This window comes from Vagococcus proximus (assembly GCF_029143285.1).
Lineage (GTDB): Bacteria > Bacillota > Bacilli > Lactobacillales > Vagococcaceae > Vagococcus_D > Vagococcus_D proximus.
In genome coordinates this window covers 223129-239223 of record NZ_JAPDSH010000001.1, presented here as the reverse complement: position 1 = coordinate 239223, position 16095 = coordinate 223129, and the positions used below count along the sequence as shown (strand labels likewise).

Here is a 16095-nt window from a genome sequence, read left to right as displayed (position 1 = left end):
TTTTTAGATAATAATAGACTTTGAATAAAATAAATGAAAAATAATTTAATCAATATTTGACATGCTTTTTCCAGTGTGATATTTTTAACAGGTTGGTCTTATTTATTTCATTTAAGGAGAGAATTATGGAAAACAAAGAAATTATCGTGAAACATCACCTGATTGACCCATCAGGAATTGGATTATTCGGGTTAGCTATGGTAACACTTGTTGCCTCGTCACAAAAATTAGGTTGGACTGAAGGTGTTGGCGGTGTCATCCCTTGGGCTATCTTCTTAGGTGGTCTACTACAAATCGTCGCAGCAGCTTATGACGCGAAAGAAAATAACGTATTTGGTGCGACTGCATTCTTCGCTTACGGCTTTTTCTGGTTAGGTACTGCTATGGCTTGGATGATACAAAATGGACTATTTGGAGAATCTCTACAAGCGATTTACGATCCTAAACAAATCGGTTTCGCTTTTATCGGTTATTTAATCTTCACATTCTTCATGACAATCGGCGCAACTGAAACACATAAAGTTTTATTAGCAATCTTTACACTAATTAACTTTTTATTCATCGGATTAGCTCTTTCAACTCTAGGAATTGCTGAAGGCTTCTTCCATAACTTAGCAGCTTACTCAGAATTAGGTATCTCATTACTATCATTCTACGGCTGTGCTGCTGCAGTATTAAACAAACACTTTGGTTACACTTTCTTACCAGTAGGTAAACCATTAGGTATTTTCAAAAAGAAGTAATAACAGTTAACTCGTAACCTTGTGTTGCGAGTTTTTTTGTATAAAAAAAGAAGAAAGACTTTCGACTTTCTTCTTTTACTATTAAAACTCCATTAAATTGAAAATCTCATAACCTTCAATTTTCTTACGACCTTCTAATTCCATTAATTCGATTAGGAAGGCACACCCTACTACTACTCCACCTAATTTTTCAATTAATTGAATTGTCGCTTCGATTGTTCCTCCTGTTGCAAGTAAATCATCACAAATTAATACACGTTGCCCTGGTTTAATAGCATCTTTATGTAACGTTAAAATATCAGAACCATATTCTAAACCATAATCCACTTCAATCGTTTCACGAGGTAACTTTCCTTTTTTACGTGCGGGAGCAAAACCTATGCCTAACTCGTATGCTACTGGACACCCAATGATAAAGCCACGCGCTTCGGGCCCAACGACCATGTCTACTTGTTTTTCTTTTGCATAATCAACAATTTGTTTTGTTGCTTCACGGTAGGCTTCTCCGTCACCCATAAGTGGTGAGATATCTCGAAATGTCACACCTTCAACTGGATAATTTGGAATACTTGCAATATAATTTTTTAAATTCATCATTAATCCTCCTATTATGAGAGCCAAGCTTGAAGCTCGCTGACACTACTGTATAATAAAAACTTCTCTGATACAATTTTTTGCTGTCTTTCTTCAAATAATAGACTCTCCTCCAATTTGCGTTGTGTCGGATTTTCTACTTTTGACATGATACCGTTTTCTATTGTAACAAATCCTAAATCAAAAAACACTTGAATCATAAAAATAAGTAAATTTTTGTCTATTTTTAAAAATGAGGAAAGATCGTTTAATTTATATCTAATATCTACATTACTATATTGAGCGATAAACTTGAATAATGCTGCAAACTGATCACGATTCGGCATGCCATTTAAGTAACATTGCTCTTTAGAAATTAAGTACAAATGTAACTGACTATAATTCAATTGATCTAAAACCTCTTTCAAATCTAAAACCTTGACTGGACACTCTACAACAACAACCATTTGCCAGTCTTTTGTTACGTCATCCAAAGTAGTTTCTCCTAATAGAAAAATAGAAGCCGTACCATTTTTTTTCAAGTGATCGTACTCTTTCTTTGTTGAGACAATGAATAATGTTTCTTCTTCATTAAAATCAACTCTATTAAAAACTTTTGAACGGCAATCAAATACTTGCTGCCCTGAAACTTTAAAATCTTTTACAAATAATTGGGGTTTACGATGGCCATTCCACTCATTAATTGCAAGTTGACCCACCACTTCAAGATTTTCTGCAGTTGCTATGTCAGATGAATCAGAGCCAAACCCAAATCCTATACAATCTAATTGATCCGTTTCATTTATCAACTGGAATTTTAAATGTGTTTTATCCGCTCCTATTTGCTTAATATCTTTCGTAGCACAATTTTCAAATAAGAAATAAGGAGCTGGATTATCTGTACCAAATGGCGCTAACAATGTTAGTCCTTGAATTTGACTTATTCCTACTTCACTAAGAGACAACGATGCCTCAACAGCAAGCGGCGGTCCCTCACTAAAATCTACATTTAAAGCTGAAACATATTGATTAAGCCCTACTTCTAGTTTCTCAAGATTTTCTCTTTCAAGTGACATACCAGCAGCCATATGGTGACCACCAAAATGCGTAAAGAGGTCACTAACAGCATTCATAGCATCATATAAACTCACTTGTTCAACACTTCTAGCTGAACCTTTTGCTATACCCGTCTCTTCATCAATCCCTAATACTAGTGCAGGTCGTCCTGTCTCTTGAACAATTTTACTAGCGACAATACCTAAAACGCCTTGATGCCATCCCTCTTTAGCCAAAACATAAATTCCTTGATCTTGTTTTGTTTCTAAAAGAGCCATAGCTTCACTTACGGTTTCCTTCACAATTTCTTGACGTTCCACATTTATAGCGTCAATTTCGTCAGCTAGTTGCTCTGCTTCATCCTCATCAAATGTACTCAAAAGTCTTACACCTGGGCTTGCATCACCTAAACGTCCTATCGCATTCAACCGTGGGGCAATTCCAAAGCCAATTGCTTCTTCAGTAGCTGTGGATTGTTCATTGTCTATTTTTTCAAAAAGTGCTCTTAACCCTATGCGTTGGGCACTTTGAATTTGTTTTAAACCAAACTGAACCAATGCTCTATTTTCTCCAGTTAAAGATACTAAATCAGCAATTGTTCCAATGGCTACTAAATCTAACATTTCCTCTGGGACCTCTTCTAACAATGCTGTTGCTACTTTAAAAGCAACGCCAACACCCGCTAAATCACCAAACGGATAATGCCCCTCTGGATGTCTTGGGTGAACTACCGCAAATGCATCAGGTAGCGTTGCTGGAATTTCATGGTGATCTGTTACAATAACGTCTACACCTAAACTATTTGCATGGGCAATCGCATCGTGACCGGCTACACCATTATCTACTGTTATAAGTAATTCTATTCCTAATTCACTAATTAATCGATCATAGGTCTCTTTATTTGGGCCATATCCATCTTTAAAACGATCTGGAAGGTAAAAGGACACTTCTCCACCAACCATTTCAATAGCCTCTTTCAAAACGGTTGTACTTGTAATACCATCCGCATCATAATCACCATAAATTAATATACGTTGTCCTAAAGCAATTGCCTCTTGTATTCTCACTACTGCTTTTTCCATATCATACATTAAATAAGGATCATGAATCGCTTCAATACTCGGTTCAAAGAATAACGTTAACTCTTCGGTTGTTCTTATTTCTCTATTCCATAACATAGGGGCTAAAAAAGAAGGCAATGATTTCTCTTTCAACCAGTTTTCTATCTCAACAGTATTAACTGCTTCTTCAGATAATTGCCATGCGTATTTTGATTTCTTCAATATATCACTCCTAACCACATCAATTATAACAAAATCGTCATCAAACAAAAAACCTGAACGTATCAGGTTTAAATTTCTTCATTTATAAATGAAGCCGTCGTATCTAATTCCACTTCTTGTTCTCTAGTTAAATTCTCTAATCGAGTCTCTAACATTTTAACTTCTTCATCTTTAGTTGCTAATTCAGCTTTAATATCTATCACAGCATCACTCATTTTAGCGTCAAAATTTTCTTTCAAATCCTTTAGCTCATTTTTCAAACTTTTTAATTCTTTACGCTGTTTCCAAAAATTTGAGAACCACGTTATAAACACAATCAATGCTCCTAAAATGGCTGAACCTAGAATAATAAAAATTAACGGTGATGTAATTTCAGCAATACCAAAATTAACAACCACTCTTCTTGTATTAATAACTGAAAAAATAACAACGACACAAACTAAAAGAAATCCTGTAATTAACTTACCATGATCTTTCACGTACTATCCCCACTTTTTATTTAGTATTAAAAACTTTACCTGCAAAGAAATCTCCTATTTTAGGAAATAAAACATAACACTTACTTCCTAATGCCATTATTTTAGGCGTATTGACTTCCCTCTTAGATGTGTAACATGCATTCATAACTTGTATAGCTAATTTTTTAGGATCTAATGCAATTTTTTCAACAGATTTTAAATAGTGACCTGTCTCATCTGCACGATCAAAGAAATTCGTCTTAATCGGACCAGGATTGACTGTTAGAACCTTAACACCAAAAGGAGCTAATTCCAATCTAAGGGCATCTGAAAAACCGACTACTGAAAATTTCGTTGCTGCATAAATACTACCTTTAGGGGTAGCCATTTTACCAGCTTGAGAGGCGATATTAATGATTTGACCATGTCCTCTTTTTTTCATAGAACTCGCAATTTCTTGAGTCAATGCAATTAATGAAAGTACATTTACTTGAAACATCTCACTGATGACTTTCTTATCGAAATCGAGGCAGTCTTTAAATAAACCAAAACCTGCACAGTTTATTAAAATATCAATTTGTCCCACTTCTTCTTTTAATACAGATTTAAAAGAAGAGAAGTCATTCTCTTCTGACAAGTCCATCGGAAAAATATAACCTTCCTGACCAGATACTTCCTCACATTTCTCTAGAACCTCAGATAATCTTTCCTCATTACGAGCTACTAGAACAACTGTCCCCTTTCTTCTGGAGACCTCGTAAGCTAATTGCTCCCCTAAACCACTTGAAGCACCTGTAATTAAAACACGTTGGTTTAATAAATTTTTATTTTTTTTCACATCTACACCCTATATCGTTTCACTTTCTTCATTCCCTTTAAATGGAATGTCAATACAATCAAAATCACGTACTATTTGAGAATTAGGGAAAATATCTTTCGCTTCATTTTCTAATTCACGTGCACTATTGCCTACATATCTCGCACTAATATGAGTTAGTACTAGCTTCTCTACACCACTATCTCTAGCAACCTCCGCAGCTTCTTCAGTTGTTGAATGAAAGTACGCTTTAGCCAATTTCTTTTCATTCTTATTAAATGTACTTTCATGTACTAATAAATCTGCATCTTTTGCTAGTATTTCAGCATTATGATGTTTTCTAGTATCACCTAGTATGGTAACGATGCGCCCCTTTTGAGAAGGACCAACAAAATCTTTACCATCAATAATACGCCCATCTTCAAGCTGTACTTTTTCACCTTTTTTCAAACGGCCATATAGGGGTCCAGCTGGTATATCTAGCTCTTTTAATGCTTCTACTTGAAGTTCACCCTCATGGTCAGCCTCTTCAATACGATACCCATAACATTTAATACGGTGATCGAGAGGTAAACACGACACAGTGAATTGGTGGTCTTTAAAAATCACACCCGTTTCATCAATCTCATTGTAAATAATAGGATATTTGACATGAGATTCAGAAATTTTTAGACTCGTTTCCACATAGTTTTTAATTCCTTTAGGACCAATAATAGTTAGAGGTTCTTCCCCTCCTTGAAAAGATCGGCTACTCAGTAAACCTGGTAAACCAAAAATATGGTCACCATGTAAATGAGTTATAAATATCTTTTCAATTTTACGAGGTCTTAAATTTGTACGCAAAATCTGTTGCTGCGTCCCTTCACCACAATCAAACAACCATACAGCATTACGCTCATCTAATAATTTTAATGCCATACTCGTGACATTTCTCTGCTTAGCTGGTACCCCAGCACCTGTGCCTAAAAATTCTATCTCCATAATTACCTAACTTTCTATTAAAAACTGTGTGAACTAGTTGTCCTCAGTTTCTGATTTTGCTTCATTTTCCATTTTTTGAGCAGATTCAATCGCCTCTTCAACCTCTTCAAATTCAATACGGTTAATATGACCGCCTAATTGATTAAAAATCAAATCATTTAGTGGACGATTATCATCTTCATCCGCAATCATAAGTGCTGATGTTTCACCTTCTTTGATATGTGACGCGACAAATTCAAAAATAGCTGTTGCTTCTTTCACCTCTTTGACATCTTTTGCTCCACCAATCATACTTCCTGCAAACCAACCAAACATCATTCCTAACGGACCGCCTAATAAACCAATAAACATGCCAATAGTACTATCTTTTGCACTATGATTATTTCCTGTAAAATCAATAAAATCTTTGATTTCAAACTGATGTTTTCCATCTTCACTATGTCTGACAACAGCTAATTGTTCCCCTTTGATTTGTTTTGATACATGTAATTTCTTTATTTCAGAAAAAGCTTGATATGCTTTACTTTCTATATCAAAATTTAGCACAATAACACGTCTACTCATGGTATCACTCCTTTAGTTTTTCTTCCTCTTCATTGTATCAATAAATAGTAAATCTTGAAACTAATCTACTAAAAAAAGTACAAAATAAAACCAAGAATGCTTAACATTCTTGGTTTTATAAAATTAATCGATAAATTCAAATCCAAAGTCTTCGATACGAACTAAATCGCCATCAATAGCACCTTTAGCACGTAACGCTTCATCAATACCCATACCACGAATTTGACGCGCAAAACGCATCACGCTCTCATCATGATCAAAGTTAGTCATTTTGAATAATTTCTCTAGGTATTCACCTGAAAGAACCCAAGTAGAATCATCATCACGAGAAATATCAAATTGGCGTTCCTCTGGTGTGAATTCATAGCGAACCGTTTCTTCCTCTAATGACTCTTGGTCATATAATGGGAATTCTGGTGTTGTCTCTACTAAGTCAACAGTTGCACTCAATAAAGCATCTAACCCACGATTTGATAAACTTGAAATCGCAAATACTGGAATCTTATCTGCAAACTCATCTTCTACATTTGCATATAATTTTTCTTTAAACTTCTCTAAGTTTTCTTCTGCATCTGGCATATCCATTTTATTAGCGACAACAATTTGTGGTCGTTCTAAAAGACGCATATTGTGTGACTCTAATTCTTTATTAATGGCTAAGTAATCGTCGTAAGGGTCTCGACCTTCAATCCCACTCATATCGATAACATGTAAAATAACACGAGTGCGCTCAATATGACGTAAGAATTGTGTCCCTAAACCAATACCTTGAGAAGCACCTTCGATAAGTCCTGGTAAATCTGCCATTACAAAACTACGACCATCTTCAATCGATACCATTCCTAAGTTAGGAACAAGTGTCGTAAAGTGGTACGCGCCAATTTTAGGACGTGCTTTTGAAACAACTGACAAGATAGTCGATTTACCGACAGATGGGAAACCTACTAAACCAACGTCTGCTAAGACTTTTAATTCTAATTCAATTTTTCTTTCATCACCAGGCTCACCATTTTCTGCAATTTCGGGTGCAGGATTTCTTGGTGAGGCAAAACGAATATTACCACGTCCGCCACGTCCACCTTTAGCGACAAGCAACTCTTGTCCGTGTGTTAATAAATCTCCTATTAACACGCCTGTTTCTGCATTTCTAACTGTTGTCCCTGGGGGAACGGCCACATAAGTGTCATCAGCCCCACGACCATGCATTCCTTTACTCATTCCATTTTCACCTGGAGTTGAGCGGAAGAAACGGTTAAAGCGGAAATCCATAAGTGTACGTAAACCTTCATCTACTACTAAAATAATATCGCCACCTCGGCCACCATCTCCACCAGCTGGTCCACCATCGGGTACGTATTTTTCTCTTCTAAAAGCAACCATTCCGTCTCCACCTTTACCGGCTTTAACATCAATTGTTACTTGATCTAAAAACATGGACATATTTTTGTCCTCCTAATCTATTTCAAAGTCTCTTATTCATTTTACGTGTTATCTATGCGTTTGTCCATCAAATACTATATTTAAAAGAAAAAAACTGTAGAATTCTCATTCTACAGTTTAAATTATTAATTTAAAATAGTAACTTGTACTGAACGACGGCCCCAAGCAACAGCATCTGATTGACCCATATTTAAGTCAATGATGTTTCCTTGAATTGCGCCACCAGTATCTGCAGCAATCGCTTCGCCATAACCTTCAACATAAACACGACTACCTAATGGGATAACACTTGGATCTACCGCAATGACTTTATCATTAGGACTTGTAATTTGGTAACCAGTTGCAGTCATACCACCCATACCAAATCCATCATAAGCCGTTGCTTGAACTGTTAACGTACGACCAGACACTTCTTTATGTTGCTCCGGTTTAACTGTTTCTTCTTTAACTACCGCTTCAGTAGTTGCTTCTTCTGTCTCTGTTGTTTCTACTTCTGTTGCTTTAGTAGTAGCCTCTTCTGTTTCTGTTGTTTCCACTTCTGTTGCTTCAGTAGTTGTTTCTTCTGTTTCTGTTGCTTCTACTTTTGTTTCTTCAGTAATTGCTTCTTCTGTTTCTGTTGTTTCTACTTTTTCTTCTTTTGCTACTTCAACAGCTTCTTGAACTGTTTCTACTTCTGGAGTTTTAGCAACTTCTTCTGGAGTAGCTACTGAAATTTCACCATCTTCTGAAAGAATTAATTTTTGACCTTCAAAGATTAAATTCGCATCTTTAATGTTGTTTTTGTCTGCTAATTCTTCAAACTTGTTAGCAGCTCCTAAATAATCTAATGATAATTGTGATAATGTATCACCTTTTTTTACTGTATAAAGTGTATCAGCCAATGCTGCAGATGCCAAACCTACTGTAGTTGTTGCCACTGCAACAATTCCGAATACTTTTGTTTTAAAATTCATAATATAAGATTCTCCTTTAGAATTATCTGTTTTTGTCTCGTACTTGAGAACATACAAATCATAACAAGGAATTGTTACAGCCAAATATCAAGATGATTAATAGAAGATTAAGTCAAGTCAATCTACTTGTCATTTTTTGAACCCACACTCACTAAACCCTGATTTATCGCTATTCTTAGTTTAAAGAAATATGACATACTTTTTAATTTTTTTTAAAAAAATTTATTTTTTAGACAATTTAACAAGTCAAAATCATCAATTTTCAGCATATATTTCAAAAATAAGACAAATATTATTTGAATTTATGACCTATTTTTAATAATAAGAAGACATATAAGTAGCATTTTGTCTTAAAACAAATAAGAATATACTTTCAACTGATTAAACTCTCTAAAATTATAAATCAAGTTTCTACTATTATATATAAAATAAAACCAACACCAGTTTTTAGATGTTGGTTTTATCAAATTATTTATTTTCTACTAATTTAAAATTAGACCAAGGTTTCAAGAAATCCAACAAGAATAGTTCATCGGTAGATATTTTTCCAACAACGTTTACTCTGCCATCATTCTTCATTTCTTTGATCGCGATTTGTGTCTCTCCTTTATATTGACCATATCCTACATTGTCAATCAGGACATCCCCTTTTTTCATATCCTCTGTGTTGTGAGCTGGGAAAGGTAGGTCTTTATACTTGATGCGTGTCATTGTTGAACGTAAAATATATTCTGAACGATCACCACGATAACTATGTAAATTATTAAATAAAACTTCACGTTCATCCTCAGTAATATCCTCTGCAGGATCAACTTTAATACTCGGATAATCAGCAAAAAATGCTTCCGACATAGCCTTCATTTCTTCTTCCGATGCATAGGCATTAGCAATAAGAATATCATCAATTAAACCTGTCAAAACTAAATGTTTCACTTGGGTTCCAATTTCTAATTCTCGGTGATCTTCTAGCGAACATAATCCATCTTGTGTTGGCCATGGTCCAAATGTAGCTGCTTGAGAATTAACAAATGCCATTGTATTAATTCCATACTTTCTGAATTTCTCAGAACAAAAAACAAAATGCTCATACCCTAAGCCACTATAACGATGCGGATAAAAATTATGTGATCCTAAAAGATTATTAACATTTGGCGAATACGTCATAATATTATCAACATAACTTGTCCCTGTACTCATGTTAATCTCCACTTTAATACCATACGGATTACGCGTCATTTTTGCTTCTTCAGCGCCTGTAAATCCAATATCTAAACGAACACCATCTGCTCCCATATCATGAAAGAACGATAAATCATCATATGAAATTTCTAATTGCTCAAATAGACTAGGATTAATATCAACCATGACTTCCATATCTAGACTGTTAGCATAATCCACTACTTTTTTAAAATCAGCTAAAACTTTTTCTTTATCGTCTTCAATTTGAAGTAAGCTTGTAAAGACACGCTTAAACCCATACTTGTGAGCTAAATCTAAATACGCTTGATCCTTTTCAAATGTTGAACGTTCTGGATAGATAGAGATTCCTAATTTTCCCATATTTTCCGCCTCCGATAAAAATATTTTATTGCTATCGTTATTATAACAACCCTAGTTAAATTAGTCTATATATTATAATGATTGGTATATATATGATTATAATTTTGTGTATTTTATAATAGCCCTATTTTTTTTTATAAATATTTGATATTATAAACATTATAAACTAAAAGAATGAGGGATCTGATAAAATGAAATCAAATAAATTTATTGTAAGCTTAGCAGCTTTATCATTAACAGCTGTGTTGGCTAGTGGTTGTTCTGTCGGTAATAAAGAAGAAACAACTCAAACCACGGAAGAAGCTACAGTTGAAACAACTGAAGTGACTGAGGGTGTTGATTTAAATACTCTAGACTTACCACAACTAAGTAAAGACATCGCTAAGGATGAGTCCGCTGTAGAAATGGATACAACGGAAGGTAAAATTAAAATTAAATTATTCCCTAAACAAGCTCCTAAAGCTGTTGAGAACTTTATGAAACATGCTAAAGATGGATACTATGATGACGTTAAATTTCACCGTATTATTGAAGACTTTATGATTCAGACAGGTGACCCGAAAGGTGATGGTACTGGCGGTGAAAGTATTTGGAAAGAAGAATTCGCTCCAGAAATTTCAAATCAGCTGTATCATATCAATGGTGCCCTAGCTATGGCTAGAACCGGTGGTGATGTTGCTCTTCCTACACAAGGAAGTCAATTTTATATTGTACAGAATGATAAGAATGTATCAGATGGGCTTCTATTAGATGACTATCCGGAAAAGATTATAGAAGCCTATAAAAAAGGTGGTGTCCCGTTCCTAGACTTCCAATATTCAGTATTCGGTCAAGTTATTGACGGTATGGACGTTGTTAACAAAATTGCTAAAACAAAAGTTGAAGATAGTGGACAAGGCGAACAGTCTAAACCTAAAAAAGATATTAAAATTAAAAAAATTAAAGTTATCCAAGAAGCAAAATAATAAATAAAACAGCATCTAGAAACCTACTTCTAGATGCTGTTTTTATTTATAAAGAATTTATAAAAATAATAAGTATAAACAGACTTATTTCATATGAAACGTTAAAATTAACTTAACAAATAAATTCCCACTTTTCCATGTTTGCAAAGATGAGATAATTATTTTAAAATAGGTTAGTTGGTGTTTAAATAAAACACTATATTAATAGTAGAAACTAAAATAAGGAGGAACACTTATGAAGAAAATCGGGATCGGCTATTCATCAGCAAAAATCATTTTAATTGGTGAACATTCTGTTGTCTATGGTGAACCTAGTATTGCCCTACCTTTCTCTGCCATTAATATAAAAGCACTGGTTACCTCCTCTACTACAAAAACTACCATTGATTGCGCATTTTATAATGGTCTATTGGATGATATGCCTGAACTCTTAGATAGCCTAAAGAAAGCCATTTTACTTTCCTTAGAAAAAATAAAGCAAACTCATACACCATTAGCTATTAACATTGTGAGCGATATACCTGCTGAACGAGGTATGGGATCCAGTGCCGCTGTTGCAGTGGCCTCGGTCCGAGCTATATTTGATTATTTTAATGTTAACTTACCATATAGCCTACTACTTCAAATAGTTAATGAATCAGAAAAAATTGCTCATGGAAATCCTAGTGGTATAGACGCTTTAATGACAAGTAGCGACACACCCTTTTTCTTTATAAGAGGCCAATCACCTGAGCCCATCTCATTAAATTTAAATGCTGTATTAATAGTAGCAGATACTGGAATCACGGGACGAACTAAACAAGTAGTCGCTTCCATTGCAGAAAAATACGAAGATGAACAACAAAATGGCCCTTGTCATTCGGCTATATATCAACTTGGTCAACTAGCCTACTCAAGTAAACACTTTATTGAGTCTAATCAGTCAGTTGAACTTGGTCGTACTTTTAATGAGGCACAGCACCTTTTGTCTTTATTAGGTGTGTCCAGTCCTGAATTGGATACATTAATTGCAGTAGCACGAGAAAATGGCGCTTTAGGATCAAAATTAACAGGTGGTGGCGCTGGAGGATGTATGATTGCCCTTGCCAACAATAAAAAAGATGCTGAACACATAACTACTGCTTTAAAAAATAACGGAGCCAAACAAACTTGGCTTTATGAAATGAGTGATATTAATGAAACAATCAGCCAAAGCTAAAGCGCATACTAATATTGCGTTGATTAAATATTGGGGTAAAAAAGATCCTGAACTGTTTCTTCCAATGAATAGTAGTCTTTCTCTAACACTGGATGAATTTTACACAGAAACTTCTGTTGAATTTAATACAGACATAGAAAAAGATTGCTTTATTTTAAATCATGAAGAACAAAGTGAAAAAGAAACACAGAAGATCAGTCGTTTCTTAGATTTATTTAGACAGGAAATTGGGTGTACTACTCCCATTCATGTTAGTAGTCAAAATTTCGTTCCTACAGCAGCTGGACTAGCCTCATCAGCTTCCGCCTTTGCTGCCCTAGGCGCTGCTATGAATAGTATTACTGGAATGAATATGGACCTTTCTACACTTTCTACCTATGTAAGACGAGGAAGTGGTAGCGCAACACGCAGCCTATACGGTGGTTTTGTTGAGTGGCAAATGGGTGATTGTAATGAAAATAGCCTGGCTGTTCCTGTAGATGACGCTAGCTGGGATATTGCCATGATTACTGTTGCAGTTAACACAAAACAAAAAACAATTTCTAGTCGTGAAGGTATGCAGTTAACTGTCGAAACGTCTAATTTTTATCCGAGCTGGATTGAATCTGCTACAAAAGACTTAAAAGATATAAAACAGGCCATCCATACAAAAGATTTTGAGCAAGTTGGACTTATAACTGAAGCCAATGGTATGAAAATGCATGGTACAATGCTTGGCGCATTACCTCCTTTTACTTATATGGAACCTCTTTCTTTAGAAGTTTTAGCAAAAGTTCGTGAAATACGTGGACAAGGTTGGCAGTGTTACTTTACAATGGATGCTGGACCTAATGTAAAAATACTCTGCAGACAATCAGAAGCAGAGGCTATTCAAACATTATTAAAAAAAGCCTTCCCAAATAATCCCGTGATTATTTCAAAAGTTGGCGGTGGCGTTGAACTTATTTAAAATTCAAATGCCCAGAGAGGACGTATGTCATGATAAAAGCAAGTGCTCCCGGTAAGTTATATATCGCCGGTGAATATTCTGTTTTAGAACCTGGTCACCCTGCTATTTTAGTAGCTCTTGATCAATATATAACTGTAAATCTAAAAGAAACAATTGGGCAAGGAACCATTCGTTCAAGCTACTCTAACGGACTTAGTATTCCATGGACGCGTAAAAATGGTCAATTCTACATTGATGAAAGAGAAAATCCTTTTGCCTATGTCTCACAAGCCGTTACGACAACAGAAGCCTACCTAGAAGAATTAGGGAAAAAACTAAGCTTCTTTGACTTAGAAATTGAAAGTGACTTAGATAACAAAGATGGTCGGAAATATGGTCTAGGTTCAAGTGGAGCTGTAACTGTGGCTACTATTAAAGCACTTTTAAAATTTCATAATGTAGATTGTGCTCCCCTACTCGTTTATAAATTAGCAGCCCTTACACACTTATCAATTAAAAGTAACGGCTCGTTTGGCGACTTAGCTGCTAGTAGTTTTGGCGGCTGGGTTGCTTATGCTTGCTTTGAACGATCGTGGGTTTTAGAAAAACTAAAAACACATTCGATTCATTCTCTTATACAAAAAGAATGGCCAAAATTAAAAATTGAACCACTTACTCCTCCTGAAAATTTAAATTTAATTATCGGATGGACTGGTTCACCTGCTTCAACAACTCAATTAGTTGATTTACTTAATGAAGAAATTAGTGAAGTTGACCACTATTACAACATTTTCTTAAAAAATAGTGTCGAAACTGTTAATACAATTATAGATGCCTTCAAAAATCAAAATCTTGCTATTATTCAAAAAGGGATAAGACGCAACCGCAAGCTTCTTCAGCATCTTGGTGCTAATAGTGGCGTTCATATCGAAACGGCTAGTTTGTTTGATTTATGCGAAATTGCGGAAGATTATAACGGTGCTGCAAAATCTTCTGGTGCTGGTGGCGGAGATTGTGGCATTGTCATTATTGATAAATCGATTGATACAATCCCACTTATTAAAGACTGGGAAAAGTCAGAGATTAGTCATCTCCCTGTTAGCGTTCATTACGAAAAAACAAGTATTGAAATTTAAGACATAAGGAGATTTTAAGTCATGTCTATACATATAAATAGAAAAGATGAACATGTTTTACTTGCTAATAAATTTTATACACCTGAAACTAGCAGTGATTTTGATGCCTTGAAATTTGTTCATCATAGTTTACCACAAGTAAACTATGATGATATTTCGATTACTACAACCGTTGCAGGCCTGACATTTGACACCCCTTTTTTCATTAATGGCATGACTGGTGGTAGTGAGAACACTTATCAAATTAACCGAGATCTTGCTACAGTAGCTAGAGAAACAGGGCTTGCTATGGCTTCTGGTTCAATTAGTGCAGCTCTTAAACATCCCGAAGTCATTAAAAGTTACAGCATCATGCGGGAAATCAATCCAAACGGTATTTTATTTGCTAATTTAGGAGCTGAACATTCTGTTGAGAATGGTAAGCGTGCTGTCGATATCCTGCAAGCTAATGCCTTGCAGCTCCATGTCAATGCAGCTCAAGAACTTGTAATGCCTGAAGGTGGACGACAGTTTGATCATTGGTTAAATACCATCCAGCTAATGGTTGAACAAGTCGGAGTCCCTGTCATCGTTAAAGAAGTTGGCTTTGGTATGAGTCGTGAAACTATTGAACTATTGAAATCTATTGGTGTCGCTTCTATTGATATAAGTGGCCGTGGTGGAACAAATTTCGCCGCTATTGAAAATGCACGTCGTCCTCATAATGATTTAGACTTCTTGGAAGACTGGGGCCAGTCTACTGTTATCTCACTTCTCGAAGCCTATAATAACCACGCATCACTTGATATTATTGCCTCTGGTGGTATAAGAACACCACTAGATATGATTAAAGCTTATTCATTAGGTGCTAAGTCGTGTGGTCTCTCTGGTCAATTTTTACACTTGATTCAAGAAAAAGGAATTGATGAAACATGTGAAACGGTTACTCTGTGGCAAGAACAACTCAAAACAATTATGACGCTCTTAGGAGCGCAAACACTTCCCCACTTAATAAAATCTGATATTATACTTTCTCCTTCATTGACATCCTGGTGTCAAAATAGAATGATTGACAGCTTACAATTTTCTAATAGACAAAAAAATACCCACGCCTAAGGGCGTGGGTATTTTCATGCACAACTCCAACCATAATCTTCAGTAATAATTTCAATAACTTTGAAATTAGGATCAATCAATGTTGATTGTAACCTAGCTAAAACACTCTCTTCAGACTCATCGATATTCGTTACAATACAACGTGAAAGTGTTTTTCCTTTAATTTCAAAAACAACTTTATAAACCATAACCGGATCAAAAGCATTGATATTATTCATAAGATTCAGCCTCCATTTGTTGTGTTATTAATGCAGCATTCTTCCAAAAGTAATATAACTAAAAGATAAAATAGCAAGTTTTAAGAACTTATCACTCTACCACTAAAGATACCTTTAACGAACAACG

Annotated in this window: 16 protein-coding genes; 6 read left to right on the top strand and 10 right to left on the bottom strand. The window is 35.2% G+C overall.

Features of this window, described 5'->3' with window-relative positions:
- Positions 1-125: 125 nt before the first annotated feature.
- A complete protein-coding gene (locus OL233_RS01145; RefSeq protein WP_126830844.1) occupies positions 126-743 on the top strand; it encodes an acetate uptake transporter in 618 nt (205 codons plus the stop codon).
- Between the two features lie 81 nt (positions 744-824).
- Here the strand turns inward: OL233_RS01145 and OL233_RS01140 are convergent, their stop codons facing one another.
- From OL233_RS01140 to OL233_RS01100, 9 genes are all read right to left on the bottom strand, one after another.
- Positions 825-1337: an adenine phosphoribosyltransferase gene (locus OL233_RS01140; protein WP_275470826.1), complete on the bottom strand. Its 513-nt coding sequence runs from the start codon at positions 1335-1337 to the stop codon at positions 825-827.
- Positions 1338-1351: 14 nt separating this feature from the next.
- The gene (gene recJ / locus OL233_RS01135) at positions 1352-3655 is read right to left on the bottom strand and encodes a single-stranded-DNA-specific exonuclease RecJ (RefSeq protein ID WP_275470537.1); all 2304 of its coding nucleotides are present in this window, start codon (positions 3653-3655) and stop codon (positions 1352-1354) included.
- 68 nt (positions 3656-3723) lie between these two features.
- A complete protein-coding gene (locus tag OL233_RS01130; protein ID WP_275470536.1) occupies positions 3724-4134 on the bottom strand; it encodes a lipopolysaccharide assembly protein LapA domain-containing protein in 411 nt (136 codons plus the stop codon).
- A gap of 16 nt (positions 4135-4150) precedes the next feature.
- The gene (locus OL233_RS01125) at positions 4151-4951 is read right to left on the bottom strand and encodes an SDR family NAD(P)-dependent oxidoreductase (RefSeq protein WP_275470535.1); all 801 of its coding nucleotides are present in this window, start codon (positions 4949-4951) and stop codon (positions 4151-4153) included.
- Positions 4952-4960: 9 nt separating this feature from the next.
- Complete coding sequence (rnz, locus tag OL233_RS01120; RefSeq protein WP_275470534.1) at positions 4961-5911, bottom strand: ribonuclease Z; 951 nt, start codon at positions 5909-5911, stop codon at positions 4961-4963.
- Between the two features lie 33 nt (positions 5912-5944).
- Positions 5945-6475: a DUF1269 domain-containing protein gene (locus tag OL233_RS01115; protein ID WP_275470533.1), complete on the bottom strand. Its 531-nt coding sequence runs from the start codon at positions 6473-6475 to the stop codon at positions 5945-5947.
- A 123-nt stretch (positions 6476-6598) separates the two neighbouring features.
- On the bottom strand, positions 6599-7915 hold the full coding sequence (gene obgE / locus OL233_RS01110; protein WP_275470532.1) for a GTPase ObgE: 1317 nt from the start codon (positions 7913-7915) through the stop codon (positions 6599-6601).
- Between the two features lie 125 nt (positions 7916-8040).
- On the bottom strand, positions 8041-8868 hold the full coding sequence (locus OL233_RS01105; protein ID WP_275470531.1) for a 3D domain-containing protein: 828 nt from the start codon (positions 8866-8868) through the stop codon (positions 8041-8043).
- Positions 8869-9336: 468 nt separating this feature from the next.
- The gene (locus tag OL233_RS01100; protein ID WP_275470530.1) at positions 9337-10428 is read right to left on the bottom strand and encodes a DUF871 domain-containing protein; all 1092 of its coding nucleotides are present in this window, start codon (positions 10426-10428) and stop codon (positions 9337-9339) included.
- 191 nt (positions 10429-10619) lie between these two features.
- Here OL233_RS01100 and OL233_RS01095 point away from each other — a divergent pair, with 191 nt between their 5' ends.
- The 5 genes from OL233_RS01095 (at position 10620) to fni (ending at position 15750) form a co-directional block, all read left to right on the top strand.
- The gene (locus OL233_RS01095) at positions 10620-11393 is read left to right on the top strand and encodes a peptidylprolyl isomerase (RefSeq protein WP_275470529.1); all 774 of its coding nucleotides are present in this window, start codon (positions 10620-10622) and stop codon (positions 11391-11393) included.
- A 235-nt stretch (positions 11394-11628) separates the two neighbouring features.
- Entirely contained in the window at positions 11629-12591 is a 963-nt protein-coding gene (mvk, locus tag OL233_RS01090) for a mevalonate kinase (RefSeq protein ID WP_275470528.1), read from the top strand.
- On the top strand, positions 12569-13540 hold the full coding sequence (gene mvaD, locus OL233_RS01085) for a diphosphomevalonate decarboxylase (RefSeq protein WP_275470527.1): 972 nt from the start codon (positions 12569-12571) through the stop codon (positions 13538-13540). The genes mvk and mvaD overlap by 23 nt, the downstream gene beginning before the upstream one ends.
- Positions 13541-13569: 29 nt before the next feature.
- Entirely contained in the window at positions 13570-14655 is a 1086-nt protein-coding gene (locus OL233_RS01080; RefSeq protein WP_275470526.1) for a phosphomevalonate kinase, read from the top strand.
- A gap of 21 nt (positions 14656-14676) precedes the next feature.
- Positions 14677-15750, top strand: coding sequence for a type 2 isopentenyl-diphosphate Delta-isomerase (gene fni / locus OL233_RS01075; RefSeq protein WP_275470525.1), 1074 nt, complete (start codon positions 14677-14679; stop codon positions 15748-15750).
- A 14-nt stretch (positions 15751-15764) separates the two neighbouring features.
- Here fni and OL233_RS01070 read toward each other — a convergent pair whose 3' ends face one another.
- The gene (locus OL233_RS01070; protein WP_275470524.1) at positions 15765-15968 is read right to left on the bottom strand and encodes a hypothetical protein; all 204 of its coding nucleotides are present in this window, start codon (positions 15966-15968) and stop codon (positions 15765-15767) included.
- Positions 15969-16095 lie beyond the last annotated feature (127 nt).

Coding starts and splice junctions, on each gene's coding strand:
- OL233_RS01145 (WP_126830844.1), top strand. CDS start 126: ATGGAAAACAAAGAAATTATCGTGAAACATCACCTGATTGACCCATCA.
- OL233_RS01140 (WP_275470826.1), bottom strand. CDS start 1,337: ATGAATTTAAAAAATTATATTGCAAGTATTCCAAATTATCCAGTTGAA.
- rnz (WP_275470534.1), bottom strand. CDS start 5,911: ATGGAGATAGAATTTTTAGGCACAGGTGCTGGGGTACCAGCTAAGCAG.
- OL233_RS01115 (WP_275470533.1), bottom strand. CDS start 6,475: ATGAGTAGACGTGTTATTGTGCTAAATTTTGATATAGAAAGTAAAGCA.
- obgE (WP_275470532.1), bottom strand. CDS start 7,915: ATGTCCATGTTTTTAGATCAAGTAACAATTGATGTTAAAGCCGGTAAA.
- OL233_RS01105 (WP_275470531.1), bottom strand. CDS start 8,868: ATGAATTTTAAAACAAAAGTATTCGGAATTGTTGCAGTGGCAACAACT.
- OL233_RS01100 (WP_275470530.1), bottom strand. CDS start 10,428: ATGGGAAAATTAGGAATCTCTATCTATCCAGAACGTTCAACATTTGAA.
- OL233_RS01095 (WP_275470529.1), top strand. CDS start 10,620: ATGAAATCAAATAAATTTATTGTAAGCTTAGCAGCTTTATCATTAACA.
- mvk (WP_275470528.1), top strand. CDS start 11,629: ATGAAGAAAATCGGGATCGGCTATTCATCAGCAAAAATCATTTTAATT.
- mvaD (WP_275470527.1), top strand. CDS start 12,569: ATGAAACAATCAGCCAAAGCTAAAGCGCATACTAATATTGCGTTGATT.
- OL233_RS01080 (WP_275470526.1), top strand. CDS start 13,570: ATGATAAAAGCAAGTGCTCCCGGTAAGTTATATATCGCCGGTGAATAT.
- fni (WP_275470525.1), top strand. CDS start 14,677: ATGTCTATACATATAAATAGAAAAGATGAACATGTTTTACTTGCTAAT.
- OL233_RS01070 (WP_275470524.1), bottom strand. CDS start 15,968: ATGAATAATATCAATGCTTTTGATCCGGTTATGGTTTATAAAGTTGTT.